This window comes from Streptomyces dryopteridis, from assembly GCF_049606955.1.
Lineage (GTDB): Bacteria > Actinomycetota > Actinomycetes > Streptomycetales > Streptomycetaceae > Streptomyces.
The window spans coordinates 3,334,471-3,358,509 of the sequence record NZ_CP187113.1; the positions used below are offsets into that span (position 1 = coordinate 3,334,471).

Below are 24,039 nucleotides of genomic sequence, written 5' to 3' on the forward strand. Positions count from 1 at the left end.
ACGCGGGCGGTGCGTGGCGGGGGTTCCCGGCCGGGCGCCGCCCGTTCGCGTGCGGGCGGAAGTGGGGGTGGGGGGTTCCGGGGGTGTCGGGGTGGGTTCACGGGGATGTGCGCCGGCGTGGGCGGGGGCGGTGGTGACACGGGGGGTTGACGGGCGCAGTTGGTCTAGACCATCTTGTGCCGCATGACGATCGGCACGCGGGCGTCCCGCGTATTGGCGGCGCTGTGCGTCGCGTTGGCGACCGGCCTCGGAGCGGCCGGTTCCGCCCAGGCCAAGGTCGGCCTGCCCCCGGTGGTGGACCACGTCCCCACCACCGACAAGGTCGTGTTCATCACCGTCGACGACGGCTGGAACCACGACCCGGCGGCGGCCGAGATCCTCACCCGCGAACGGGTCCCGGCCTCCCTCTTCCTGCTGCCCGGCGCGTTCTCCTACGACCTCGGCTACTACACCTCGCTCGCCGAACAGGGCCGGGTGGACTTCGAGAACCACACCGTCAACCACCCCGACCTGACCACCCTCGACGCGGCCGGCAAGGACGCCGAGGTCTGCGGGGCCGGCGAGCAGGTCGCCGCGACCTTCGGCCGGACCCCCAAACTGCTGCGCCCGCCCTACGGGGCCGTCAACGACGAGGTGCGGCTGGCCGCGAAGGCGTGCGGGGTCAAGGCACTGATCACCTGGACCCACGACTTCACCACCTGGGGCGACACCCCGCCGCCCACCCCGCAGCTCAAGGCCGGGGACATCGTGCTGCTGCACTTCACCCCCGGCCTCGCCGGGGACCTGCGGCGCGCCCTCGACGCGGCGAAGGCGGCCGGGCTCAAGCCCGCCGCGCTCACCCCGCGCCTGAAGACGGCCGGGATCCTCTAGCCGATCGCCCGCCCCCCCTCGACGGTCCGTCGGCGTGCTCAGAGCTCGCGGTGCACCTTGGTGTTGCTGGCCTGGGCGCGCGGACGGACCACCAGCAGGTCGATGTTCACGTGCGCGGGGCGGGTGACGGCCCACACCACGGTCTCCGCCACGTCCTCGGCGGAGAGCGGCTCGGCCACCCCCGCGTAGACCTTCGCGGCCTTCTCGGCGTCGCCGCCGAAGCGGGTGGTGGCGAACTCCTCCGTCTTCACCATGCCGGGGGCGATCTCGATCACGCGCACCGGCTGCCCCACGATCTCCAGCCGAAGGGTCTCGGCGAGCACCCGGGCGCCGTTCTTCGCGGCCACGTAGCCGGCGCCGCCCTCGTAGGTGGAGTGGCCGGCGGTGGAGGACAGCACCACGACGGTGCCGTCGCCGGAGGCGGTGAGCGCGGGCAGCAGGGCCTGCGTCATGTGCAGCGTGCCCAGCACGTTGACCTCGTACATCGTGCGCCAGTCGGCCGGGTCGCCGGTGGCGACCGGGTCCGCGCCCAGGGCGCCGCCCGCGTTGTTGACGAGCACGTCGCAGCGGTCGAGGGAGGCGGCCAGGGCGTTCACGGCGGCCCGGTCGGTGATGTCGAGGGGGTGGGCGTCGGCGAGGTGCCCGGCCTCGCGGATCTCCTTGGCCACGGCGTCGAGCCGGTCCGCGCGCCGGCCGACGAGGACCACGCGCAGCCCCTCGGCGGCCAGGGCGCGGGCGGTGGCCGCGCCGATCCCGGAACCGGCGCCGGTGACCACGGCGGTGCGGACGGAGGTGGTGCTGCTGCTCATGGTGCTTCTCCTCGACGGTGGGGGCGGGGCGCGTGCCGCAGGTCGATCGTACGGTCGAATTCCGGCCGGCGGCGGGGCGGCCGACGGGGCCCGGGAGCACGGGGGTCAGCGCTCCCGGGGCGCGTACATGATCAGGGCCATGCCGGCGAGGCAGACCAGGGCGCCGATCACGTCCCAGCGGTCGGGCCGGTAGCCGTCGGCGACCATGCCCCAGGCGATCGAGCCGGCCACGAACACCCCGCCGTAGGCGGCGAGGACCCGGGCGAAGTTCGCGTCGGGCTGGAGGGTGGCGACGAATCCGTACAGGCCGAGGGCGATGACGCCGGCGCCGATCCAGGCCCAGCCCCGGTGTTCGCGCACCCCCTGCCAGACCAGCCAGGCACCGCCGATCTCCAGGAGGGCGGCGAGGGCGAAGAGGGCGATGGAACGCAGCACGGTCACCGGAGCACGGTAACCGGAGCACGGTGACCGGGCCCGGGCCGGCGGGGGGCGCGCGGGTGGGGGCGTGCGCGGGCGCGGATGGGTGCGTGCGGATGGGGGCCGGCTTGCCCACGTTCGTGTGATGGTCCGATGGCCCGCCCGGGGCCTTGGCTACGGTCCGCCGCGTGGAGGTGGTCCCTGTGGGCGGTGTGGTCCGAATGGTCGGGGCGGTCGGCGACGCGGTGCGTCGGACGGTGCGCGGTGTGGTGCGGCGCGGCCGGGTGGGGGTGACGGCGGGCGCGCTGCTCGCCGGTTCCCTCGTGCTCGCGCCGACGGCGGTGGCGGCCCCCGGGGCCGTCGGGGCCGGGAGCGGGCGGGAGGCGGCGGCCGACCTGGACTATCACGGGCGGGTGGTGCTCGCGCAGGGCCGGCTCACGGTGTGGCTGGTGCCGGAGAACCGCGGGCCGGTGGGGGTGGAGAACGCCACCGTGCGGTTCCGGTTCTCGGCGGCGCCCGGGCCGCGCCAGGAACTCTCGGAGGGGTGCGCGCGGACCGGGGCGCGCGAGGTGGTGTGCGAGACGGGCGCGCTGCCGGCGCACGGCACGGGCCGGCACATCGGGCTGGTCATGCGGCTGCGGGAGCGACCGGCGGAGGTGACCGTGCGGATCGACACGTGGTGGAACGGCGGCCCGGGGGAGGGCCGGCACGGCGGGGACGAGCAGGTGGTGCTGGCCCTGGACACGGGGGACGCGTACGCGTTCTGAGGTCGGCGTGCCGTGGCGGGGCCCCGGCCCGGTCGGGCGGGGCCCCGCCGTGGGCTCAGGGCAGCAGCCGGCGGTCCAGGGCGGCCGTCAGCTCGGCGGTGTCGGGGTCCCGGTGGGACCAGGCGAGGTAGCCGTCCGGGCGGACCAGGGCGGCGGCCGAACGGGCCGGATCGGCCCAGTGCGCGTGCCGCAGACCGGCGCGGTCGGGGGCGGCCGTGTCGGGCGGGGTGATCAGCAGGAAGTCGGTGCCGTTCAGCTGTTCGTGCAGCCGGCCCTCGGCGAGCAGCACGTCGGGGGCGCGGCGCCCGGCGGGCCGGCGGGAACCGGCCGGCGGCGGGTAGGAGATGCCGAGGCCGGAGACCACGCCGAGTCCGGGGCGACGGGCGAGTTCGGCGGCGTTCAGCACGCGCGCCCCCAGGTCGCGGGCGGCCCGGACGGCGGGGGAGTCGGCCAGGGCGAGCCGGACCAGGGCGCCGCTGGCCCGCAGCACGAGCCGGCCGACGGGGTGGCGCTCGCGCTCGTAGCTGTCGAGCAGGGCCTCGGGGTCGGGGGCGCGGCCGGTGAGCACGGCGGCCAGCTTCCACGACAGGTTCGCGGCGTCCTGGAGGCCGGTGTTCATGCCGAGGCCGCCGGCGGGGGAGTGCACGTGGGCGGCGTCGCCGGCGAGGAAGACCCGGCCGACGCGGTAGTGCGGGGCCTGGCGTTCGTCGCTGTGGAAGCGGCCGGACCAGGTCGGGTCGTGCATCCCGTGGTCGGTGCCGAGGGCCTCGCGCAGGATCGCGCGCAGCTCCTCCGGGTCCACCGGGTCGCTCTCGGCGGGCCCGCCGGCCGGGCCCTGTTCCCGGCGCCGTCCGATCACCCGGTAGCGGCCGTCGCCGAAGGGCACGACGAACGCGAAGGCGCGTTCCGTGGCGTTGACGGTGAGCAGGTCCTCGGGGGCCTCGTCGAGCCGCACGTCGGCCAGGACCATGGAGTCCACGACGGTGGCGCCGGGGAAGGGCAGGCCGAGGCCCTCGCGGACGGTGGAGCGGTGGCCGTCGGCGCCGACGAGGTGGCGGGCGTGCCGGGTGAGGACCCGACCGTCGGGGGCGCGCAGGGTCAGTTCGACGCTGTCGAGGTCCTGCTCGAAGTCGAGGAGTTCGGTGTCGTAGAGGAACTCGACGCCGGCGTCCCGCGCGCGGGTCTCCAGCAGGCGCTCGGTCTCGTACTGGGGGGTGATCAGCACGAAGGGGAACCGGGTCCGGTGCCGGGCCAGCGAGGAGAGGGGCAGCTCGAAGGAGTCGAACAGGCGCAGGGCGTCGAGGCGCCGGCCGGTTTTGACCAGGTCGTCGGCGAGGCCCCGGTTGTCGAGCAGTTCGAGGGTGCGGGCGTGCACCGCGAAGGCCCGGGTCAGGTTGGGGGCGGTGCGGGGCCGGCGTTCGACCACGGTGACGTGGAGCCCGGCGGCGGCGAGGTCGCCGGCGAGCAGCAGCCCGGTGGGGCCGGCGCCGACGACCGCCACGTCGATGTCGGCGGGCCCGGTGCCGGGGGCGCCGGGGCGGGGCGGGAACGGCGCCGGATCGGGCACGGGATCCGGCCCGCCCTCGGCGCCGGCCCCGGTGTCGCCCTCGGCGACGGGCGGCGCGGCGGCGGGCCGCTCGGCGGGTTCGGGCAGGGGGTCGGCCACCGGGGCGGCGGCCTCGACGGGCCGGCCGGCGGCGGGTTCGTCGGCGGGTTCGTTGACGGGTGCGGACGTGGCATCGGTCATGAACCAGCAGTCTGCCGGCCGTACCCCGCCCGGACAGCCCGTGTTACCGGACGGCTCGATCGACGCTCGGTCCGAAACGGCTCAGGGCGTGCTCGACGATCGCCTCCAGCCGGGCGTGGTGGGCGCCGCGCCAGTACACCCGCGCGCAGTCGCCGCATTCGGCGAACACGTCGTACGAGCGCTGGGTGCCCCCTTCGAGCCGGTCGCCGACGCTGTCCTTGTCGGCGGGGCGCAGGGCGCCGTTGCAGGCGGTGCAGCGGGTCCACGGCAGCAGCGGCGGCGCGAACCGGCTGAGCACGTCGTCGAGCTGCTCCTCCGGGTCGTCGCTGTACACGTACGCGCCCGCGTGGATCTCGCGGCGCCGCAGCAGGCCCCGGTCCCGCGAGAGCAGCACCCGCCGCTCGGCGGCCGACCGGGCCGCGAGCGCCGGGTCCCCCGGGTCCTCGCTGTCGTAGGCGGCGTCGACGCCGAGCAGCCGCAGTCGCCGGGCCAGGGTGCCCAGGTGCACGTCGAGCAGGAACCGGGGCGCGGGCTCCCCCTCGGGTCCGGGCGTCGGGTCGGCGCCGTCGAGGGGGGCGCGGCGCACCGGCGGGAACACCTCGACGAGCTCGCCGCCCCGGGGCACGTGCGCGAAGGACACGGCCGCGCCGTCCACGAGCAGCCGGCCCACCTCGGTGAGCGGCACCCCGGCCGATTCGACCACGTGCCCCACGCTGGAACTGCCGTCCACGACGGTCGCCACGCGCGGCAGGCGCCGGGCGGGCGGGGCGAACAGCAGGAGTTCGGGGGCGAGGGCGAGTTGGATCTCCGAAGCGGTCACACCCCCAGAATGCCGGCCCCCACCTCACCCACCCGAGCATTTTCCGGCCCGCTCACCGGGTGCGCCGAGGACGGCCCGCTACGGCCAGACCAGGCAGTAGGGCTGGTGGCCGGCCTCGTGGAGGCGGTGGGAGAAGTCCTGCCATTCGTGCAGCAGGCGGTAGACGTTGAACGCGTCCGAGGGGCCGCCCCGGTCGGGGACGGTGGACCAGATGAACGCCGCCGCGCCCACCGACTCCTCGCCGACCCCGCGCAGCGGGTCGACCACGGTCATGGGCAGCTTGACGACGGCGTAGTCCGGGTGCAGGACCACGAGTTCCAGCGGCGGGACCTTGTGCAGGGGTATGCCCTGGATGCCGGTGAGGACCATCGCGGCCATCGTCTCCGGCTTGATCCGGGTGAACATGCCGCCCTGGCCCAGTTCGTCGCCGCCCAGTTCCTCGGGCCGCATCGAGATCGGCACGCGGGCGGCGGTCGCGCCGTCCGGGGCGCCGAAGTACTTGTACGTCACGCCCATGCCGCGCCCCCCGGGCCCGCCCGTCTCGTACTCGGTGCCGGGTTCGGAGGGGTGCCGGTGCTGGTGGGGGAGGGCGGCTTCGTGGCCGGAACCGGAGGTCTCGGCGCCGCGCCTGCGGTGCCGGCCCCGACGGTGGGCACGCTCGGGGCCCAGCCCGTCGGTACCCTCGCCCGCTCCACCACCGCGTTGCATATCTCCACCCGACTGGTCTTGCCTGTCACGGCCATGCCCGTACCGGCTCCGCGGCCCCCGCCACGCAGCCTGATCATCATGGCAGTGACCTCCCCCGGGACGGCGCGGTGAAACGCCCGGCCGCGAGTCTGTCCCCGCCTCTGAGACCATGGCTCGTGTGAGCTACCCGTACACGTATGAAGCCCCAGTTTCGCAGACACTGTTCGACCGCGCGTCCGTTGTGACTCCCGGCGGCGTGAACTCTCCGGTGCGCGCGTTCCGCGCCGTGGGGGGTACGCCCCGGTTCATGGTGTCCGGTAGCGGTCCGTACCTCACCGACGCCGACGGACGCGAGTACGTCGACCTCGTGTGCTCCTGGGGACCGATGATCCTCGGGCACGCGCACCCCGAGGTGGTCGGGGCGGTGCAGGCGGCCGTCGCGCGCGGCACCTCCTTCGGCACCCCCGGTGAGGGGGAGGTCGCGCTGGCCGAGGAGATCGTCGCCCGGATCGAGCCGGTGGAGCAGGTGCGCCTGGTGTCCTCCGGCACCGAGGCCACCATGTCGGCGATCCGCCTCGCGCGCGGGTTCACCGGCCGCGCCAAGGTCGTGAAGTTCGCCGGCTGCTACCACGGTCACGTGGACGCGCTGCTGGCCGCCGCCGGCTCGGGCCTGGCGACGTTCGCGCTGCCCGACACCCCCGGGGTGACGGGGGCGCAGGCCGGCGACACGATCGTGCTGCCCTACAACGACCTGGACGCGGTCCGTGCCGCGTTCGCCGCGCACCCCGGCGAGATCGCCTGCGTGATCACCGAGGCCGCGCCCGGCAACATGGGCGTGGTCACCCCCGGTCCCGGCTTCAACCAGGGCCTGGCCGACCTGTGCCGCGAGAACGGCGCCCTGTACATCTCCGACGAGGTGATGACGGGCTTCCGCACCAGCCGCGCCGGTTGGTACGGGGTGGACGGGGTCAGGCCCGACCTGATGACCTTCGGCAAGGTCATGGGCGGCGGCTTCCCGGCGGCGGCCTTCGGCGGTCGCCGCGACGTGATGGCGCACCTCGCGCCGGCCGGCCCGGTCTACCAGGCGGGCACCCTGTCGGGGAACCCGGTCGCCACCGCCGCCGGTCTCGCGCAGCTGCGGCTGCTGGACGACGCGGCCTACGCGAAGGTCGACGCCGTCTCCGAGCGGGTGCGGGGCATGGTCTCCGAGGCGCTGACGAAGGAGGGCGTGGCGCACCGGGTGCAGACCGCGTCCAACATGTTCTCCGTGTTCTTCACCCCCGACGAGGTGCGGAACTACGAGGACGCCCGGACGCAGGAGTCCTTCCGCTACACGGCGTTCTTCCACGCGATGCTCGCGAACGGCGTGTACCTGCCGCCGTCCTCCTTCGAGTCCTGGTTCGTGTCGACCGCGCACGACGACCGGGCGATCGAGCGGATCGCCGAGGCCCTGCCGGCCGCGGCCCGCGCCGCCGCCGAGGCCACGGCCGAGGGCGGTGCCGCGTGAGCGCCCGCGACATCACCGTCGTGCACCTGATGCGGCACGGCGAGGTGCACAACCCGGACGGCGTGCTCTACGGCCGCCGCCCCGGCTACCACCTGTCGGAGCTGGGCCGGAAGATGGCCGACCGGGTCGCCGACCACCTCGCGAACCGGGACGTCACGCACGTGGTGGCCTCCCCGCTGGAGCGGGCGCAGGAGACGGCCGAGCCGATCGCCGCCTCGCACGAGCTGGAACTCGCCACCGACCCGCGCCTGATCGAGGCCGCGAACGTGTTCGAGGGCAAGACCTTCGGGGTCGGGGACGGCGCGCTGCGCAAGCCCGGCAACTGGAAGCACCTCACCAACCCCTTCCAGCCCTCCTGGGGCGAGCCGTACATCGAGCAGGTCGTGCGGATGATGGGCGCCGTCGAGGCGGCCCGGGACGCGGCGCGCGGGCACGAGGCGGTCGCGGTCAGCCACCAGCTGCCGATCTGGATCGTGCGCAGCTTCGCCGAGAAGCGCCGGCTGTGGCACGACCCGCGCCGCCGGCAGTGCACGCTGGCCTCGCTGACCTCGTTCACGTACCAGGGCGACACCCTGGTGTCCGTGGGCTACAGCGAGCCGGCCCGCGACCTGGTGCCCTCGCACCTGTTGGCGGGTGCGAAGCCGGCGAAGGGCAAGTCGAAGGCGTTCGGCGCCTGAACCGCGCCCGGGTCGCCGTCCGACCCACCCCGTCCACAGGCTGTGGACAGGGTGGACGGGGACCCGGGACCGGGCTGACCAGGGGCCAAGGCCCCTTGCGGGGGGTGCGGAAGATCCGTAAAACACCCATGCGAAACTTTTCACATGAGCCTTAGCCGCGCCCCCCGACGCCGACGCTCGATCAGCGCCCGCGTCGCCCTCCTGACCGCGGCCACCCTGACGGGTGCGCTGACCCTGACCGCCTGCGGGGACGGAGGCGGCAAGGCGGCCGGTTCCGGTGGCAACTACGTCGCCGGGCCCTCGGGCGTCTCCGTCGTGGCGGCGGGCGACCGGGTCGCGGCGCCGGAGCTGGACGGGCCGACCGTGGACGGCAAGACCCTGAACACGGCCGACCTCAAGGGCAAGGTCGTGGTCCTCAACGTGTGGGGCTCTTGGTGCCCGCCGTGCCGGGCCGAGGCGCCCTCCTTCGCGAAGGTGTCGAAGGAGTTGGCGGCGGCGAAGAAGGACGTGGCCTTCGTCGGCATCAACACCCGTGACAACTCGACGCAGAACGCGGCCTCCTTCGAGGCCAACTTCGGCATCACCTACCCGAGCCTGTTCGACCCGGACGGCAAGCTGCTGCTGCGCTTCCCCAAGGGCACCCTGAACCCGCAGTCGATCCCCTCCACCATCGTGCTGGACAAAGAGGGCCGGATCGCGGCGCGGACCCTGACGGCGGTCAGCGAGGAGACCCTGCGGGGGATGATCGACCCGCTGCTCGCGGAGAAGTGATGACGGCCGCCCCCGCCGACCTCGTCGGCGCCCTCACCCTGGCCGAGGCCGCCACCGGGGTCAACGAGACCGTGCTCACCGGCGCGCTGCTCGTGGCCCTGCCGATCGCGCTGCTCGCCGGCCTCGTCTCCTTCTTCTCCCCCTGCGTGCTGCCGCTGGTCCCGGGCTACCTGTCGTACGTGACGGGGGTCTCGGGCGCGGACCTCGCGGAGGCCCGGCGGGGTCGGATGCTGGCGGGCGCGAGCCTGTTCATCCTCGGGTTCACCGCCGTGTTCGTCTCCGGCGGGGCGCTCTTCGGCTACTTCGGCGAGACCCTCCAGGGGAACCGGAGGATCATCTCCCAGGTGATGGGCGGGCTGGTCATCCTGCTCGGCCTGTTCTTCATGGGACTGATCCCGGGCCTGACGATGCGGGAGTTCCGCTTCCACCGCAAACCCACCGCCGGGCTGCTGGGCGCGCCGCTGCTCGGCGTGCTGTTCGGCGTGGGCTGGACCCCGTGCATGGGGCCGACGCTGGCGGCCGTGAACACCCTGTCGCTGCAACAGTCGAGCGCGGGCCGCGGGGCGCTGCTGACGGTCGCGTACTGCGTGGGCCTGGGCCTGCCGTTCGTGGTGGCCGCGCTCGCGTTCCGCAAGGCGCTGGGCGCGTTCGGCTGGGTGAAGAGGCACTACGCCTGGGTGATGCGCATCGGCGGCGGCATGTTGGTCCTGACCGGCCTGCTCCTGGTCACAGGATGGTGGGACACCATCGTGACCGACATGCAGAGCTGGACGCAGAGCTTCACGGTCGGGATCTGAGGACACGAGGGCGGATGAACAGCACCGACGACAATCCTGTCGAGAACGACCGCGCGGGCGACGTGCCCGCGCCCCGGGACGCGGATTCCGCTTCCGGCGAGGCCGCAGGCTCCGAGGGCGCCGGCTCCGAGGGCGAGGGCTCCGAGGGCGGTGACCGGGACGCGGCCGTGGCCGCGCAGTTGTCCACCGCGCCCGTGGAGGAACCGGCCGGCCCGGCCCCGACCGGCATCGGCGTGCTGGGCTGGGCCCGCTGGACCTGGCGCCAGCTCACCTCGATGCGGGTGGCGCTGATCCTGCTCCTGCTGCTGTCCCTGGGCTCGATCCCGGGTTCGCTGATCCCGCAGACCGACGTGGACGCCTCGAAGGTGGAGGTGTGGAAGGCCGAGCACGGGTTCTGGGTGCCGCTCGCCGAGAAGCTCCAGCTCTTCGACGTGTACACCTCGTTCTGGTTCTCCGCGATCTACATCCTGCTGTTCGTCTCCCTGATCGGCTGCATCCTGCCCCGCACCTGGCAGTTCGTCGGGCAGTTGCGCGGCCGGCCGCCGGCCGCGCCGGGCCGGCTGGACCGGATGCCGGTGTACGCGAGCTGGCGCACCGAGGCGAGCCCGGACGAGGCGCTGACGGCCGCCCGCGAGGTGCTGGGCGGACGCCGTTTCCGGGTGGAGCGACGGGCGGAGACCCGGGGCCGGGGCGCGGGCAGGGGGCACGTGGCCGGTGAGAAGGGCTACCTGCGCGAGGCCGGGAACCTGATCTTCCACGTGGCGCTGATCGTGATGCTGGTCGCGTTCGCCTGGGGCAAGCTCTACAAGTCCGAGGGCGGCAAGCTGGTGCTGCGCGGCGGCGGTTTCGCCAACACGCTCACCCAGTACGACGACTTCAAGTCCGGCAGCTTCTTCGACACCGGCGACCTGCCGCCGTTCTCCTTCACCCTGGACCGCTTCGACGCGACCTACGAGGAGACCGGCCCGCAGAAGGGCACCCCGCGGACCTTCCGCGCGTACGTGACCCTGCGCGAGGGCGCCGACGGCGCGCCGCAGAAGCGGGAGATCGAGGTCAACAAGCCCCTCGACGTCGAGGACGCCAAGATCTACCTGCTGGGCCACGGCTACGCGCCGGTGGTCTCGGTCACCGACCCCAAGGGCAAGGTGATCTTCAAGAGCCCGGTGCCGCTGCTGCCGCAGGACGCGAACCTCAGCTCGCGCGGCGCCGTCAAGGTCACCGACGGGTACACCGACCCGAAGGGCAAGAAGGAGCAGCTGGGCTTCGTGGCCTACCTGCTGCCGACCTTCGGCGGCAAGGGCACGGGCATGGTCTCGCAGTTCCCCGACACCAAGTTCCCGGTGCTCGCGCTGAACGCGTGGCACGGCAGCCTCGGTGTGGACTCGGGCCTGCCGCAGAACGTCTACCAGCTCAACACCGACAAGATGAAGCCGTACCTCGACGCCGAGGGACAGCCGCTGAAGCAGCTGATGCTGCCGGGCGAGACGATGACCCTGCCGAACGGCGCGGGCACCGTGAAGTTCGAGGGGCTAGAACGCTGGGCCACCTTCCAGGTCTCCCAGCAGCCCGGCAACGGCCTCGCACTGACCGGCGCGATCGCCGCGATCGCGGGCCTGGCCGGTTCGCTGTTCATCCGGCGCCGCCGGGTGTGGGTGCGGGCCGCGACCGGACCCGACGGGGTGACGCTGGTGGAGATGGCGGGCCTGGGCCGCAGCGAGTCCGCGAAGCTGCCCGAGGAACTCACGGCGCTCGCCGGGGCACTGCACGAACGGGTGCCCACGGCCCCGCCGGCGCCCGAGCCGGAGCCCGAGCCCGACGAGCGGCACGGACAGGGGGCGGGGCCGCAGGCCGGTACCGCCCGCACGACAGGAACACGAGCAGGGGAAGGGGAGCGCGCATGATGACGCTCGCAGCAGCGACCAACGAGAACTTGGCGCACATCAGCAACGTGCTGATCTACTCGTCGATGGCGGTCTACACGCTCGCCTTCTTCGCGCACATCGCCGAATGGGTCTTCGGCAGCCGCAGCAAGGTGGGCCGCACGGCCGCCGCGCTGACCGGCGCCGCGGGCACGGCCAAGGCCGGGGCGGCGGCGCCGGCGGTCACGATCCGCGGCAAGGCCGGCTCGGCCACCGCCGTGCTGGACAAGCCCACCGTGGTCACCCGCGCCGGCTCCGGGGAACGCGAGGTCCCGGACGGGCCCGGCGCGGCCGGCGGCACCGTCCAGGGCGACCTGTACGGGCGGATCGCGGTCTCGCTGACCGCGCTCGGCTTCCTCGTCGAGGCGGGCGGGGTCGTGGCCCGCGCCATGTCCGTGCAGCGGGCCCCCTGGGGCAACATGTACGAGTTCTCCATCACCTTCTCCACGGTGGCGGTGGCCGCGTACCTGGTGCTGCTGGCGCTGAAGAAGAACGTGCGCTGGCTCGGCCTGATCCTCGTGACCACCGTGCTGCTGGACCTCGGCGTGGCCACCACCTGGCTGTACACCGACTCCGACCAGCTCGTGCCGGCGCTGCACTCGTACTGGCTGTGGATCCACGTCTCCACCGCGATCATCTGCGGCGCGGTCTTCTACATCGGCGCCGCCGGCACCGTGCTCTACCTGTTCCGCGACTCCTACGAGGCGAAGATCGCGGCCGGCGGCACCCCGGGGAAGTTCGCGTCCTCGGTGCTGGAGCGGTTCCCGTCGGCGTCCTCGCTGGACAAGTTCTCGTACCGGATCAACGCGGCCGTCTTCCCGCTGTGGACGTTCACGATCATCGCGGGCGCGATCTGGGCGGGCGACGCGTGGGGCCGCTACTGGGGCTGGGACCCCAAGGAGGTCTGGTCCTTCGTCACCTGGGTCGCGTACGCCGGCTACCTGCACGCCCGCGCGACCGCCGGTTGGAAGGGCCGCAAGGCCGCCTACCTGGCGCTGTTCGCGTTCGCCTGCTGGATCTGGAACTACTACGGCGTCAACATCCTGCTGAACGGCAAGCACTCCTACGCCGGCGTCTGAGCCCCCGGGCCCGGACCCGCGACGGTGCCCCGCACCCCGCCCGTGTGAACGGGGGGTGCGGGGCACCGGTGCGTTTCAGGGGCGGGGGCCGCCGGGTTCCGTGCCGCCGGGTTCGGTGCCGCCCTCGCCCTCGGCCTCGCCGTCCCGTTCCCGCTGCCGCTTCTCGCGGTGCTCGCGGCGCTGTTCGCGCTCGCGTTCCTCGCGCAGGGACTTCAGGAACTCCGGGTTGTCGTCGGGCGCGACCCACTGTTGCCCGCCGCGACCGCCCCGGCCCCCGCCGCCCGCGAACCCGCCGAGGCCCCCGGGACCGGCGGTCGCCCGCTTCTTCCCGGCGAAGATCCACACGATCGGGCCGACGATGGAGAACAGCAGGATGATGATCACCCAGACCACCTTCGGAAGGTGCTTGACCTCCTCCTCCGGCGTGTTCAGGCAGTCGATGAAGGCGTAGATGGTCAGCGCGATGATCAACAGGAACGGCAGATAGCGCAGCACGGCGGCGGCTCGACTCCCGGGCAGTGGCGGCGGGCCCTGGCCGGGCCCGGTGACACGTCCAGGGTAGTTGGTGGCCGATACTTGACCGCATGGCTTACGACGATCTTCGCTCGCTGCTCCGGGCCCTGGAGCGGGAGGGCGACCTCAAGCGCATCAAGGCCGAAGTCGACCCGTACCTGGAGGTCGGCGAGATCGTCGACCGGGTGAACAAGGCGGGCGGACCGGCCCTGCTGTTCGAGAACGTCAAGGGCTCGGCGATGCCGCTGGCCATGAACGTCTTCGGCACCGACCGCCGACTGCTCAAGGCCCTGGGCCTGAAGTCGTACGGCGAGATCAGCGAGAAGATCGGCGGGCTGCTCAAGCCCGAGCTGCCGCAGGGCTTCGTCGGGATCCGCGAGGCGTTCGGCAAGCTGGGCTCGATGGTCCACGTGCCGCCGAAGAAGATCAAGAACGACGCGGCGCCCGTGCAGGAGGTCGTGCTCACCGGCGAGGACGTGGACCTCGACGCGCTGCCCGCGCTGTTCACGTGGCCCAAGGACGGCGGGTCCTTCTTCAACCTGGGCCTGACCCACACCAAGCACCCCGAGACCGGGGTCCGCAACCTCGGCCTGTACCGCCTCCAGCGCCACGACAAGCGCACCATCGGCATGCACTGGCAGATCCACAAGGACAGCCGCAACCACTACGCGGTGGCCGCCGAACGCGGCGAGCGGCTGCCCGTGGCGATCGCGTTCGGCTGCCCGCCGTCCGTGACCTACGCCTCCACCGCCCCGCTGCCCGGCGACATCGACGAGTACCTGTTCGCCGGGTTCGTCGCGGGCAAGCGGATCGAGATGGTCGACTGCAAGACCGTGCCGCTCCAGGTCCCCGCGCACGCCGAGGTGGTGCTGGAGGGCTGGCTGGAGCCGGGCGAGATGCTGCCCGAGGGCCCGTTCGGCGACCACACCGGCTTCTACACCCCGCAGGAGCCCTTCCCGGCGCTGACCATCGACTGCGTCACCATGCGCCGCCGGCCGCTGCTCCAGTCCATCGTCGTGGGCCGCCCGCCCACCGAGGACGGGCCGCTGGGCCGGGCCACGGAACGGTTCTTCCTGCCCCTGCTCAAGATCATCGTCCCGGACATCGTGGACTACCACCTGCCCGAGGCCGGCGGCTTCCACAACTGCGCGATCGTCTCGATCGACAAGAAGTACCCCAAGCACGCCCAGAAGGTCATGCACGCGATCTGGGGCGCCCACATGATGTCCCTGACCAAGCTGATCGTGGTGGTGGACAAGGACTGCGACGTCCACGACCTGCACGAGGTGGCCTGGCGGGCCCTGGGCAACACCGACTACGGCCGCGACCTGACCGTGGTCGAGGGCCCCGTCGACCACCTGGACCACGCCTCCTACCAGCAGTTCTGGGGCGGCAAGGCCGGCATCGACGCCACCCGCAAGCTCCCCGAGGAGGGCTACACCCGCGACGGCGGCTGGCCCGACATGGTCGAGTCCGACCCGGCGACGGCGGCCCTGGTCGACCGCCGCTGGAAGGAGTACGGCCTGTGAGCGGCGCCGCCGTGCCCGCGGCCTCCGCCCCGGCCCCCGGCCCGCGCCCCGAGGCCCCCGGCAAGGTCAAGGCGTTCCTGCGGCTGGTGATGATCGAGCACTCGGTGTTCGCGCTGCCCTTCGCGTACATCGCGGCGCTGACCGCCATGTTCACGGTGGACCGCCGGGTGCACTGGGTGGAACTGCTCGTGGTCACCGTCTGCATGGTGGGCCTGCGGACCTTCGCGATGGCCGCGAACCGGATCATCGACCGCGAGATCGACGCCCGCAACCCGCGCACCGCCGGCCGCGAGCTGGTCACCGGCGCGGTCTCGGTGCGGGCGGCGTGGACGGGCGCGCTGATCGCGCTCGCCGTGTTCCTCGGCGCCGCGGCCCTGCTGAACCCGCTGTGCCTGATGCTGGCGCCGGTCGCGGTGGTGCCGATGGTGGTCTACCCGTACGGCAAGCGGTTCACGGACTTCCCGCACGCGATCCTCGGGATCGCGCAGGCGATGGGCCCGATCGGGGCCTGGCTGGCGGTCACCGGCAGCTGGTCCTGGGACGCGGTGGTGCTCGGGCTGGCGGTCGGCGTGTGGATCGGCGGCTTCGACCTGATCTTCGCCTGCCAGGACGTGATGGCGGACCGGGCCGAGGGCGTGCGCTCGGTGCCGGCCCGCTTCGGGGTGCCGGCGGCGCTGTGGGGGGCGCGGGTCTGCCACGCGGTCACCACCGGGCTGCTGGTCTGGTACGGGCTGCTGACCGGGGCCGGGGCGCTGTTCTGGGTCGGGCTGGCGGTGGTGATCGGGGCGTTCGTGTACGAGCACTCGATCGTCCGCCCGCACGACCTGTCGCGGCTGAACCGGGCCTTCTTCACCGTGAACGGGTTCATCGGCATCGCGCTGTTCGTGTGCGCGCTGGCGGACCTCGTGGTGCGCGGACTCGGCGTCTGACGTCGCCTCCGCGACGTGGCCGATAGGCTCGGGACCATGACTGAGGGCAAGCGCACCCCGTGGGTGGTCGGGGTCTCCGGGGCGTCGGGAACGCCGTACGCGGCGGCGGTGCTGCGGGGGTTGTTGGCCGCCGGGGAGAGCGTGGACCTGGTGGTGAGCCGGGCCTCGCGGCTCACCCTGTTGGACGAGACGGGGATCGCGTTCCGGGACGCGCACTGGCGGGAGGACCTGGCGGCGTGGCTGGCGCGCGGGGCGGACGGGAAACCGGACACGTTCGCGGCGTCGGTCGGGTCCGCGGACGCCTTCGCCGACGTGCGGTACTGGGCGGCCGGGGACCTGGCGGCCGGGCCGAGCAGCGGCTCGTACCCGGTCAAGGGGATGTTGATCGTGCCCGCGTCGACGGCCTGCGTGGCCGGGGTGGCGCTGGGGCTGTCGAAGGACCTGTTGCAGCGGGTGGCGAGCGTGACGCTGAAGGAGCGGCGCCGGCTGGTGGTCGCGGTGCGCGAGACCCCGTTGAACGGGCAGACGCTGCGGCACCTGGTGGCGCTGGACGAGGCGGGCGCGGTCGTGCTGCCGGCCTCGCCGGCGTTCTACGCGGGGGCCGTGCACATCCAGGACCTGGTGGACTTCGTCGCGGGGCGGGTGCTCGACGCGGCGGGGGTGGCGCACGGGCTGTACCGGCGCTGGGACGGGGAACTGGGCGGCGCGCTGCCGACGGCGAGCGCGGCGGACACGGGCGGTGCGGGTGCGGTGGGCGTGGTCGGCCCCGGAAACGACGGAGCCGACGGTGCCGGATGATGCGCGGCGCCGTCGGCGTACGTACGTCGGCCGGACGCGGGGCGGTGGTCGGACCTCGTCGTCGAGGTCGGACGTCGCTCCGGCGCCGGGCCGGTGGGGTGTCTAGCGCTTGTTCGCGGGACGCGGCGCGCGGGCCTTGTCCACGCGCTGCGCGGCGGCGGGCTGGTGGGCACGGGATCGGTTGGCCAGCTCCTGAAGCTGTCGCATGTGGGCGTAGGCCATCTCGATCGTGTACACGGTGAACCACTCCTGAAGATCGTCATTGATCTAGTTGAAAGATTCACAGGGTGTTGACCCTGTGCGCCTTTGATTCTATACGTAGACTTGCTGAATCGCCGAATAATGGAAGGCCCCAGACACATGGACGCGGTGGACAGGCAGCTCATCCAGGCACTCCGGGAAAACGGACGCGCCTCCTACGCCGAACTCGGTCGGCTCGTCGGGCTCTCCGGCCCGAGCGTCACCGACCGGATCAACCGCCTGGAGACCGCCGGGGTCATCACCGGCTACCGCGCCACGGTGGACTCGGCCTCGCTGGGCATGGGCGTGACCGCCCTCATCGGCATCTCCCTCTCGGACGCCGCCGACCACGAGGACGTGGCCCGTCGGCTGCGCGACCTCACCGAGATCGAGGACTGCTGGTTCATCGCCGGCGACGACTCCTACATGCTCAAGGTGCGCGCCGGGGACGTGGACGGGCTGGAGCGGATCATCCGCAAGCTCTCCTCCACCAAGGGCGTCTCGCGCACCCGCACCACGATCGTCCTCTCCACCAAGTGGGAGAACCGGGTCGGGGAGCTGCCCGAGGACGCGTGAGAGTACGGTGGGCCGGGTGACCGCGGCCCGGCCCTCGTGGCCCGGGCGACGCGGGCGCGCGGGCGGTACAGGCAGTACGGCCAGGCAAGACGGACAAGACGACAGGGCACGGGAGGCGACCGGCTGATGGACGCGGGGCTCAAGCGGGAGCTGGAGGAGAAGGTTCGCTCCGGCGAGCGGCTGACCCGGGAGGACGGCATCGCCCTCTACGCGTCGGACGACCTCGCGTGGCTGGGCGGACTGGCCCACGAGGTGCGCACGCGCAAGAACGGCGACGTGGTGCACTTCAACGTCAACCGTCACCTCAACATGACCAACGTGTGCACCGCCTCGTGCGCGTACTGCTCCTTCCAGCGCAAGCCGGGGGAGAAGGACGCGTACACGATGCGCATCGAGGAGGCCGTGCGGCTGGCCAAGGAGATGGAGGGGGAGAACCTCACCGAGCTCCACATCGTCAACGGCCTGCACCCGAACCTGCCGTGGCGCTACTACCCGCGCTCGCTGTCGGAGCTGAAGAAGGCGCTGCCGAACGTCTCGCTCAAGGCGTTCACCGCCACCGAGATCCACCACTTCGAGAAGATCTCCGGGCTGCCCGCCTCCGAGATCCTCGACGAGCTGATCGACGCCGGCCTGGAGTCGCTGACCGGCGGCGGCGCCGAGATCTTCGACTGGGAGATCCGGCAGCACATCGTCGACCACGACACCCACTGGGAGGACTGGTCGCGGATCCACCGGCTCGCGCACGAGAAGGGGCTCAAGACCCCGGCCACCATGCTGTACGGGCACATCGAGGAGCCCCGGCACCGGGTGGACCACGTGCTGCGGCTGCGGGAGCTCCAGGACGAGACCGGCGGCTTCCAGGTCTTCATCCCGCTGCGCTACCAGCACGACTTCGTGGACATGAAGGACGGCAAGGTCCGCAACCGCCTCCAGGCCCGCACCAGCATGGCCACGGGCGCGGAGGCGCTGAAGACCTTCGCGGTCTCGCGGCTGCTGTTCGACAACGTGCCGCACGTGAAGGTGTTCTGGGTGATGCACGGCGTGCTGACCGCGCAGCTCGCGCTCCAGCACGGCGCCGACGACATGGACGGCTCGGTCGTCGAGTACAAGATCACGCACGACGCCGACGACTACGGCACGCCGAACAAGCTGACCCGCGAGGACCTGCTGGAGCTGATCCAGGACGCGGGCTTCCGGCCGGTGGAGCGCAACACGCGCTACGAGATCATCCGCGAGTACCCGGGGCCGGACGCGGAACGCCGCGAGTCCCCGCAGCCGATGCGCCTCTGATCACGCTCACGAGCGCGCTCGCGAGCGCTGTCACGCGCGCGCCGGCCGGCGCCGTCGACGGGCCCCGTTCCCCGGGTGGGGGGCGGGGCCCGTCCACGTGTCGGAAGGGCCGGCGGAGTGTCAGAGGTAATGCTTAATCTTGCCCTGTGACCATTACCGAATCGCGGGGCGTCACGGCCGGGACCGAGGCCCGGTCCGCCGCCGCCCCCAGCACCCTGCCGCTGACCTTCACCTTCGAACCGGCCGTCGACGAGCCGCTGCGCGCCGGCCTGCTCGACCTGTGGGTGGACGTCACGAACGCGGGCGGGGCCGTCGGCTTCGTCGGCCCCGTGGACGCCGCGACCGTCCGCCCCACCCTCGCCCGCCAACTCGCCGCCGTCGCCACCGGAGACTCCCGCCTCCTCGTCGGCCACGACCCCGACGGCACGGTCCGCGCCATGGCCGTCCTCACCCACAACACCCACCACCTGCGCCGGCACTGGGTCTGGGCCTACTGCGTCATGGTCCACCCCGACCGGCAGGGCGGCGGCCGGGGCCGGGCCCTGATGACCGCCCTCGCCGACGCCGCCCGCACCCTGCCGGGGGTGGAGGCCATCCGCCTCGGCTGCCGGGGCGGGCTCGGCCTGGAGACCTTCTACGCGGCCTGCGGCTACCAGGAGGTCGGCCGCGTCCCGGCCGCGATCCGCGTCGCGGAGGGCGACGACCGCGACGACGTCACGATGCTCCTGCGCCTGCGCTGACGCGCCGACGGGGGAACCGGGAAGAGGGGGGAAGCGATGTTCGCGGGTGCCGCGAAGAAGGTGGTCGACCACAGGGCGGTGGCCCGGGTGTTGATCCGGGGAACGCTCACGGACCAGGAGCTGTTCGAGCAGGCACTGACGGCCGCCGAATGGCCGTTCTTCGACAAGCGGGGGCGACAGGCGTCGTACACGGAGGACACCCTGGCCTGGTACACCGTCGAGGTCCGGTTCGCCGGGTCCCGGTTCCGCGCCGTGACGGGGGCGCGGGAACGCCTCCAGGCCCTCGTGGACGGGGCCCGGCTCGACGGGGTCGTCCAAGCCGTGGACCTGGTGGAACGCGACCGCCCGGACCTCCCGCAGTGGTCGGCGTACCAGGCCGTTTCCGAACTGCCCGCCGGCGCGGGCCCCCTTCGGCGGGCGCTCCGGCACTGCGAGTCGTGGGCGGTGCCGCTCGGGCTGCGGGACACCGGTCGGCAGGTGCACGCCGCCCGGATCGGCGAGGCCCGAGCCCTGGGCGCGCGCCGCCTGCCGGGCGCGGAACCGCCGGGGCCCGCGGCGTGGGACATGCGCTCACCGCAGCACGGTGCGGCGCGGGGTGCCGAACGACCGTTGAGCCCGGCACGGGCCGTTGACCGTCAAATGCGCCTACTCCAGGTGCCCGCTCTTTTCGCGTACCTGTGTGGAGTGTCGGTAGCAGTTTCGCGGGCAGCTCCCGGCGGTGGGCTCGTTTTCGAGGCCGCCCTCCTCGTGGTGCTTGTTCCGGTTGCTGCATGCATTATCAGGAAGATGAGGCGTGGTTCCTCCATGCCAGGGGCAGTGGTCACGAGCTCGCTAGCGATCGGTCTTTTCGCCGCAGTCGGCCACAGCATGGTGGTGGCCGCGCCCACATCCGGAGACCGTGCCTGGATGTGGGCGGTGGGATTGGCGATCGCCTACGTTTTGTTCGTAGGTATCTGGATGCTGGCGCGACAGGGCTCCTGGAGTCGTGTGCTGCCTTGGCTCGTCCCGGTCCTGATCCCGTTCACGCCGGTGTTGCTGCCGGGGATTGGCCTTTTGCTTCCCGCCTATTATTTGGACAACTTCAATCTCGATGCGGAGGACGTCGAAATTCCGTTGCTGTTCAAGTTCGTTGCCGGGATCAAGCTCCTGTGGGCAATGAGTCCCTGGCTGATCGTGCCGGCGCTGCTCGGATATGTGAAGCACCTTCATGCCTGGGTGCGCGATGCGTGGATGGCGCGCGCCATGGGGATGTTCCTGTCCAGCGCTTTCCTGCTCATAGGGTTGTTTTCTTTTGGGACGGGTCCGGCTGCGGAGGCGGGTGCGCGAACGGTTCGCGCCGCGAAGACCGGAGGCGACCCCGTGCCCTACTACGGCATCGACCCCGAGTGGGTGTGCGTGCGGCCCGTCGTGGACCTCGACAAGCTGCCCAGCGACGGCGGGATCGTCGATCCGGGGCGGGCGTACCTCGCCATCGGGGACGCCGGCGGGACCGTCGCCCTGTGGGACGCGGCGGCGGGGACGGCGGTGAAGGTGCCCATGGGGCGGCTGCGGATCGTGCCGACCGACACCCCCCGGGCGGGTTGCCGGTGAGCGCGACGTGCTTCACTGGTGGGGCATTACCGGACGCATGGAGAGAGAAGGGGTCCCCGTGTCCCTCAAGTCGAACGCCACGCTGCGCTACTCCGCGCTGAGGATCGGCATTTTCGTCGCCTGCTTCGGCTTGGTCTGGGGTCTGATGGCGCTCGGCGTGATCCCCATGGCGGCCAACCAGGGCAACCTCGCCTGGGTGCTGATGCTGGCGATCGTGATCTCCGCGCCGCTGTCCTTCGTGCTGCTGCGCAAGCAGCGCGACGAGATGTCCGAGGTCATCTCCGACCGCGTCTCCTCGGCGAAGGGCCGGCTCAAGGCCAGCCAAGGCCAGGAGGACGTGGCCGACGACGCGGCCCGCACCAAGGCCTGAGCCCACGCCGGGCCCCGACCGACCGTGAGCCCGTCGGCGTGGGCACTCAGCACCTCGCGAGGCACGTGCGCGAGCAGCGCGCCCGCCCCCGGATCGACGTAACGCACCACCGAACGGCACGCCGATCCGCTCCCGCGCCCACCGTTCAGCCGGCGAGGACTCCGGGTTCGGGGCTTCGGGCGGACCGCGTGAGGTGGCCGGGTCCGCGCCCCGGTCGGACCGGTCGAAGGGTTTGGGCCCGGGGGCGGCGGTCGGGCCGAGTGTGAGGGCTCGGCTCGGGGCCGGCGTGTCGAGGCATGCCCACACTCCCTGCGGGAACACGGTCTTGCCCGCCGCGCCCGCCGGCACCACCCCTCCCCGGCACCCCCGTTACCGTCTTCGTGGCTCCGCAATGGAGCTACCGGCCTTCGGGTCTGGCATGACTTCCCCCCTGTTGCGGTTGATGATCCGGGGGGTGGTGTCACCGGACCCTGAGGCATCGACGGACCGCTGATGAGGGGCTTGAGCACAGGCGTGACCCGAGCCGGAGGAGCTCTCCGCAATGTGGATGTGGCAGTGCGGTGCCCAGGCAAGGCCGGACGAGAGCGTGAGTGGAGAGGCATGCACTGCCCAACACGGAACCCAAGCTCCGCGAGCTCTTCGCGAAGTCGCAGGCCGAGCATGGAACGGTGTTGGTCGTGGTCGACCAGCCGCCCTCGATCGGGGCCCTCCCGCCGGCCGTGGCCCGGGACATGGGGGGCGAGGTCGCCGGCCTTCCCGGCCTGACGACGCGACGGATCGCCGACCTCTACCCTGGCGAGGCGAAACCCGATGCGAAGGACGCGTTCGTCATCGCCGACGCCGCCCGCGCGATGTCCCACACGATGCGGGTGATCGACGGCGAGGCGACCAGGGTCGCGAACCGCCTGTACGGCCTGCTGACCCAGTTCCATCCGTCCCTGGCACGGTACTGGGACCGAGGTTGCAGCACCCTGCAGTCCTGACGCCGCTGGAGCGGTTCGGGTCACCGACACAGATACGCAAGGCGGGCCGACGGCGGCTGGTCACGGTGCTGCGGCCGAAGACGCCGCGGATGGCCGAGCGGCTGGTCGAGGACATCTTCGCCGCGTTGGACGAGCAGGCCGTGATCGTTCCGGGGACCGAGGCGGCCGCGTTGATCGTCCCGAGCCTGGCCGGGTCCCTGACCGCCGTGCTTGAGCAGCGGAAACCACTGGCGGGGCTGATCGAGGAACTCTTGGAGGCCCATCCTCTTTCGAAGGTCCTGAGGTCGATGCGGGTAGTCGGCGTAAGGACCGGCGCCCGCATCCTGATCGAGGTCGGCGACGGCAGCACCTTCCCGACCGCCGGCCCCTCGCCGCCTACGCCGGTCTAGCCCCTGCCGCCCGGAGTTCCGGCCCGTCAATCCGCGGCGAACAGCCCTCCAGACGGGGAACCAAGCAGCTCAAACGGCCTTCTTCCTCTCCCCGTTCGCCGCCCTGGGCGGGCAAGCATCAGCCCCAGGCCCTGCGCTGCCTCGCCAGACGCCGGCCGACGCCCTCTTCGCGATGCTCCGCGACCGATCCTTCTGCGAACCTCAACCCGTCCGGGCGGCTTGAGACCTTCTTGCCCTCGGCCCCAGCTCATGGTCGGCTACGGCCATGGGGGACGAGAATTCCGGACACCTGGCACTCATCCGTCGCTGGCTCGCGGGCGAAACCGTCTACAACACGGTCGGCATCAAGATCGTCAGTGGCCCCTTCCGCGGACGGACCAAAATTGTCGAGCTCGACCAGTCAGGACTGCCACCCGAAGGCTTCCGAGGTCGCCCCGGTCAAACACCAGGCCCCTGGAACCCCACCGCCAAACACCTCTACCTGGCGGTCCGAGCCCCCGACACCTCTGCGGGCTGGATCTACGAGTACGCAGGCATCGACACAGCGGCGGACCCCTGACGCACGTTACGCCGCCACCAGGGCACCCCACCAGCTTGATCAAAGAGGTAGGGGCACCCCCAGGCAGCGGCGCCGCCTTCGGCGGCCGATGCGGACAGACCATGGGCGCGATCCGGTCGAGCTCGTGGCAGAGCGTGGGCCTGCCGTGCGAACCCGGCGGAGTCCGGCGACAGGCGCACGGCGAGCACCTGCACGGCAGGCTGCCGCACGGCGGGGGCTCCTGCACCGTGAGCGTTCGCACGGCGAGCACCCGCACGGCGAGCACCCGCACGGCGAGCACCCGCACGGCGAGCACCCGCACGGTGAAGTGCCGCACCGGCCGGTCTGCCGGGAAACCCGGCGGCCGTGGGGCCCGCGCCCGACCCTGCTCGTCGGTGTCCGGGGCGATGACGAGTTCCACCAGCGCCGGATCGGCCATGGTGGTGTGCGTGCCGGGCCGTGGCACTCGGCCCGTTCCACGGCGGCACCGCCCGCGAGTGCCAACCGTTCCGGCGGCGCCGCGTCCAAGGGGTACGGGGGACCGGGGCCGCTCTGACCAGACCCGCCCCACCTCGTCGAGCAGGGCCGGCGAGCCCTCGGGCAGGGGCGTGGCCTGCGGGGTCCTCGCGGCTACGGATCTGTCGTCGCGGTGGGTGCGCAGCACCTCGTCTGCGGTGTGCACGCGGG

The 24,039-nt window shown here is 72.5% G+C and carries 24 protein-coding genes and 1 pseudogene; 18 read left to right on the plus strand and 7 right to left on the minus strand.

Translation table 11 applies throughout. The annotated features are described in order from the left end of the window. The first annotated feature begins 183 nt into the window (after positions 1-183). Positions 184-870, plus strand: a complete 687-nt coding sequence (locus tag ACN20G_RS14245; protein ID WP_424213149.1) for a polysaccharide deacetylase family protein — start codon at positions 184-186, stop codon at positions 868-870. A 38-nt stretch (positions 871-908) separates the two neighbouring features. On the opposite strand, the gene ACN20G_RS14250 is transcribed toward ACN20G_RS14245, so the two are convergent. Together ACN20G_RS14250 and ACN20G_RS14255 are read right to left on the minus strand one after the other, a co-directional pair. Beyond that, complete coding sequence (locus ACN20G_RS14250) at positions 909-1,679, minus strand: SDR family NAD(P)-dependent oxidoreductase (protein WP_424213150.1); 771 nt, start codon at positions 1,677-1,679, stop codon at positions 909-911. A 105-nt stretch (positions 1,680-1,784) separates the two neighbouring features. Further along, positions 1,785-2,120 (minus strand): YnfA family protein, encoded by a 336-nt coding sequence (locus ACN20G_RS14255; RefSeq protein WP_424213151.1) that lies wholly within the window; start codon positions 2,118-2,120, stop codon positions 1,785-1,787. A gap of 164 nt (positions 2,121-2,284) precedes the next feature. Between ACN20G_RS14255 and ACN20G_RS14260 the strand changes: the two genes are divergently transcribed. Further along, positions 2,285-2,863, plus strand: a complete 579-nt coding sequence (locus tag ACN20G_RS14260; protein ID WP_424213152.1) for a hypothetical protein — start codon at positions 2,285-2,287, stop codon at positions 2,861-2,863. Between the two features lie 55 nt (positions 2,864-2,918). Here the strand turns inward: ACN20G_RS14260 and ACN20G_RS14265 are convergent, their stop codons facing one another. The 3 genes from ACN20G_RS14265 to ACN20G_RS14275 form a co-directional block, all read right to left on the minus strand. Continuing rightward, positions 2,919-4,610 (minus strand): FAD-dependent monooxygenase, encoded by a 1,692-nt coding sequence (locus ACN20G_RS14265; protein ID WP_424213153.1) that lies wholly within the window; start codon positions 4,608-4,610, stop codon positions 2,919-2,921. Positions 4,611-4,653: 43 nt separating this feature from the next. Next, entirely contained in the window at positions 4,654-5,430 is a 777-nt protein-coding gene (locus tag ACN20G_RS14270; protein WP_424213154.1) for a Mut7-C RNAse domain-containing protein, read from the minus strand. A gap of 78 nt (positions 5,431-5,508) precedes the next feature. Next, entirely contained in the window at positions 5,509-6,138 is a 630-nt protein-coding gene (locus ACN20G_RS14275) for a hypothetical protein (protein ID WP_424213155.1), read from the minus strand. Between the two features lie 148 nt (positions 6,139-6,286). Between ACN20G_RS14275 and hemL the strand changes: the two genes are divergently transcribed. From hemL to ccsB, 6 genes are all read left to right on the plus strand, one after another. Then, positions 6,287-7,624, plus strand: coding sequence for a glutamate-1-semialdehyde 2,1-aminomutase (gene hemL / locus ACN20G_RS14280; RefSeq protein WP_424213156.1), 1,338 nt, complete (start codon positions 6,287-6,289; stop codon positions 7,622-7,624). A 29-nt stretch (positions 7,625-7,653) separates the two neighbouring features. Beyond that, entirely contained in the window at positions 7,654-8,301 is a 648-nt protein-coding gene (locus ACN20G_RS14285) for a histidine phosphatase family protein (protein WP_424215504.1), read from the plus strand. Positions 8,302-8,445: 144 nt separating this feature from the next. Continuing rightward, positions 8,446-9,072, plus strand: coding sequence for a TlpA family protein disulfide reductase (locus tag ACN20G_RS14290; RefSeq protein WP_424213157.1), 627 nt, complete (start codon positions 8,446-8,448; stop codon positions 9,070-9,072). Then, positions 9,072-9,869, plus strand: a complete 798-nt coding sequence (locus tag ACN20G_RS14295) for a cytochrome c biogenesis CcdA family protein (RefSeq protein WP_424213158.1) — start codon at positions 9,072-9,074, stop codon at positions 9,867-9,869. Before ACN20G_RS14290 ends, ACN20G_RS14295 begins: the two co-directional genes overlap by 1 nt. 14 nt (positions 9,870-9,883) lie before the next feature. Further along, positions 9,884-11,770, plus strand: a complete 1,887-nt coding sequence (gene resB, locus ACN20G_RS14300; RefSeq protein ID WP_424213159.1) for a cytochrome c biogenesis protein ResB — start codon at positions 9,884-9,886, stop codon at positions 11,768-11,770. Beyond that, entirely contained in the window at positions 11,770-12,867 is a 1,098-nt protein-coding gene (ccsB, locus tag ACN20G_RS14305; protein WP_424215505.1) for a c-type cytochrome biogenesis protein CcsB, read from the plus strand. Before resB ends, ccsB begins: the two co-directional genes overlap by 1 nt. A gap of 75 nt (positions 12,868-12,942) precedes the next feature. Here ccsB and ACN20G_RS14310 read toward each other — a convergent pair whose 3' ends face one another. Continuing rightward, a complete protein-coding gene (locus tag ACN20G_RS14310; RefSeq protein WP_424213160.1) occupies positions 12,943-13,362 on the minus strand; it encodes a PLD nuclease N-terminal domain-containing protein in 420 nt (139 codons plus the stop codon). Between the two features lie 89 nt (positions 13,363-13,451). On the opposite strand from ACN20G_RS14310, the gene ACN20G_RS14315 reads away from it, so the two are divergent. Genes ACN20G_RS14315 through ACN20G_RS14325 form a run of 3 tightly spaced genes read left to right on the plus strand, consistent with a single transcriptional unit; the run spans position 13,452 to position 16,636 of the window. Beyond that, positions 13,452-14,909, plus strand: a complete 1,458-nt coding sequence (locus ACN20G_RS14315) for a menaquinone biosynthesis decarboxylase (protein WP_424213161.1) — start codon at positions 13,452-13,454, stop codon at positions 14,907-14,909. Beyond that, positions 14,906-15,838 carry a menaquinone biosynthesis prenyltransferase MqnP gene (gene mqnP, locus ACN20G_RS14320; RefSeq protein ID WP_424213162.1) on the plus strand — a complete coding sequence of 311 codons (933 nt, stop codon included), beginning with the start codon at positions 14,906-14,908 and terminating at the stop codon, positions 15,836-15,838. Before ACN20G_RS14315 ends, mqnP begins: the two co-directional genes overlap by 4 nt. Positions 15,839-15,874: 36 nt before the next feature. Next, the gene (locus tag ACN20G_RS14325) at positions 15,875-16,636 is read left to right on the plus strand and encodes a UbiX family flavin prenyltransferase (RefSeq protein WP_424213163.1); all 762 of its coding nucleotides are present in this window, start codon (positions 15,875-15,877) and stop codon (positions 16,634-16,636) included. Positions 16,637-16,738: 102 nt separating this feature from the next. On the opposite strand, the gene ACN20G_RS14330 is transcribed toward ACN20G_RS14325, so the two are convergent. Further along, positions 16,739-16,873, minus strand: a complete 135-nt coding sequence (locus tag ACN20G_RS14330; protein ID WP_424215695.1) for a hypothetical protein — start codon at positions 16,871-16,873, stop codon at positions 16,739-16,741. A 123-nt stretch (positions 16,874-16,996) separates the two neighbouring features. On the opposite strand from ACN20G_RS14330, the gene ACN20G_RS14335 reads away from it, so the two are divergent. The 7 genes and pseudogenes from ACN20G_RS14335 (at position 16,997) to ACN20G_RS14365 (ending at position 23,373) form a co-directional block, all read left to right on the plus strand. Beyond that, positions 16,997-17,452: an Lrp/AsnC family transcriptional regulator gene (locus tag ACN20G_RS14335; protein WP_424215506.1), complete on the plus strand. Its 456-nt coding sequence runs from the start codon at positions 16,997-16,999 to the stop codon at positions 17,450-17,452. 126 nt (positions 17,453-17,578) lie between these two features. Next, positions 17,579-18,742 (plus strand): aminofutalosine synthase MqnE, encoded by a 1,164-nt coding sequence (mqnE, locus tag ACN20G_RS14340; protein ID WP_424213164.1) that lies wholly within the window; start codon positions 17,579-17,581, stop codon positions 18,740-18,742. A gap of 215 nt (positions 18,743-18,957) precedes the next feature. Beyond that, the gene (locus ACN20G_RS14345) at positions 18,958-19,482 is read left to right on the plus strand and encodes an N-acetyltransferase family protein (RefSeq protein ID WP_424215507.1); all 525 of its coding nucleotides are present in this window, start codon (positions 18,958-18,960) and stop codon (positions 19,480-19,482) included. Between the two features lie 36 nt (positions 19,483-19,518). After that, the gene (locus ACN20G_RS14350) at positions 19,519-21,072 is read left to right on the plus strand and encodes a hypothetical protein (protein WP_424213165.1); all 1,554 of its coding nucleotides are present in this window, start codon (positions 19,519-19,521) and stop codon (positions 21,070-21,072) included. A 58-nt stretch (positions 21,073-21,130) separates the two neighbouring features. Beyond that, positions 21,131-21,442, plus strand: coding sequence for a DUF4229 domain-containing protein (locus tag ACN20G_RS14355; RefSeq protein ID WP_424213166.1), 312 nt, complete (start codon positions 21,131-21,133; stop codon positions 21,440-21,442). 605 nt (positions 21,443-22,047) lie between these two features. Continuing rightward, positions 22,048-23,037: pseudogene (locus ACN20G_RS14360) on the plus strand (IS110 family transposase); the annotation flags it as partial. Between the two features lie 42 nt (positions 23,038-23,079). Next, on the plus strand, positions 23,080-23,373 hold the full coding sequence (locus tag ACN20G_RS14365) for a hypothetical protein (RefSeq protein WP_424213167.1): 294 nt from the start codon (positions 23,080-23,082) through the stop codon (positions 23,371-23,373). Positions 23,374-24,039: the final 666 nt, after the last annotated feature.

Bases quoted from the DNA above. Each gene is read 5' to 3' on its own strand.
- ACN20G_RS14245 (WP_424213149.1), top strand. From the start codon at position 184: ATGACGATCGGCACGCGGGCGTCCCGCGTATTGGCGGCGCTGTGCGTC.
- ACN20G_RS14250 (WP_424213150.1), bottom strand. From the start codon at position 1,679: ATGAGCAGCAGCACCACCTCCGTCCGCACCGCCGTGGTCACCGGCGCC.
- ACN20G_RS14265 (WP_424213153.1), bottom strand. From the start codon at position 4,610: ATGACCGATGCCACGTCCGCACCCGTCAACGAACCCGCCGACGAACCC.
- ACN20G_RS14275 (WP_424213155.1), bottom strand. From the start codon at position 6,138: ATGCAACGCGGTGGTGGAGCGGGCGAGGGTACCGACGGGCTGGGCCCC.
- hemL (WP_424213156.1), top strand. From the start codon at position 6,287: ATGGCTCGTGTGAGCTACCCGTACACGTATGAAGCCCCAGTTTCGCAG.
- ACN20G_RS14285 (WP_424215504.1), top strand. From the start codon at position 7,654: ATGCGGCACGGCGAGGTGCACAACCCGGACGGCGTGCTCTACGGCCGC.
- ACN20G_RS14290 (WP_424213157.1), top strand. From the start codon at position 8,446: ATGAGCCTTAGCCGCGCCCCCCGACGCCGACGCTCGATCAGCGCCCGC.
- ACN20G_RS14295 (WP_424213158.1), top strand. From the start codon at position 9,072: ATGACGGCCGCCCCCGCCGACCTCGTCGGCGCCCTCACCCTGGCCGAG.
- resB (WP_424213159.1), top strand. From the start codon at position 9,884: ATGAACAGCACCGACGACAATCCTGTCGAGAACGACCGCGCGGGCGAC.
- ccsB (WP_424215505.1), top strand. From the start codon at position 11,770: ATGACGCTCGCAGCAGCGACCAACGAGAACTTGGCGCACATCAGCAAC.
- ACN20G_RS14315 (WP_424213161.1), top strand. From the start codon at position 13,452: ATGGCTTACGACGATCTTCGCTCGCTGCTCCGGGCCCTGGAGCGGGAG.
- ACN20G_RS14325 (WP_424213163.1), top strand. From the start codon at position 15,875: ATGACTGAGGGCAAGCGCACCCCGTGGGTGGTCGGGGTCTCCGGGGCG.
- ACN20G_RS14335 (WP_424215506.1), top strand. From the start codon at position 16,997: ATGGACGCGGTGGACAGGCAGCTCATCCAGGCACTCCGGGAAAACGGA.
- mqnE (WP_424213164.1), top strand. From the start codon at position 17,579: ATGGACGCGGGGCTCAAGCGGGAGCTGGAGGAGAAGGTTCGCTCCGGC.
- ACN20G_RS14350 (WP_424213165.1), top strand. From the start codon at position 19,519: ATGTTCGCGGGTGCCGCGAAGAAGGTGGTCGACCACAGGGCGGTGGCC.
- ACN20G_RS14365 (WP_424213167.1), top strand. From the start codon at position 23,080: ATGGGGGACGAGAATTCCGGACACCTGGCACTCATCCGTCGCTGGCTC.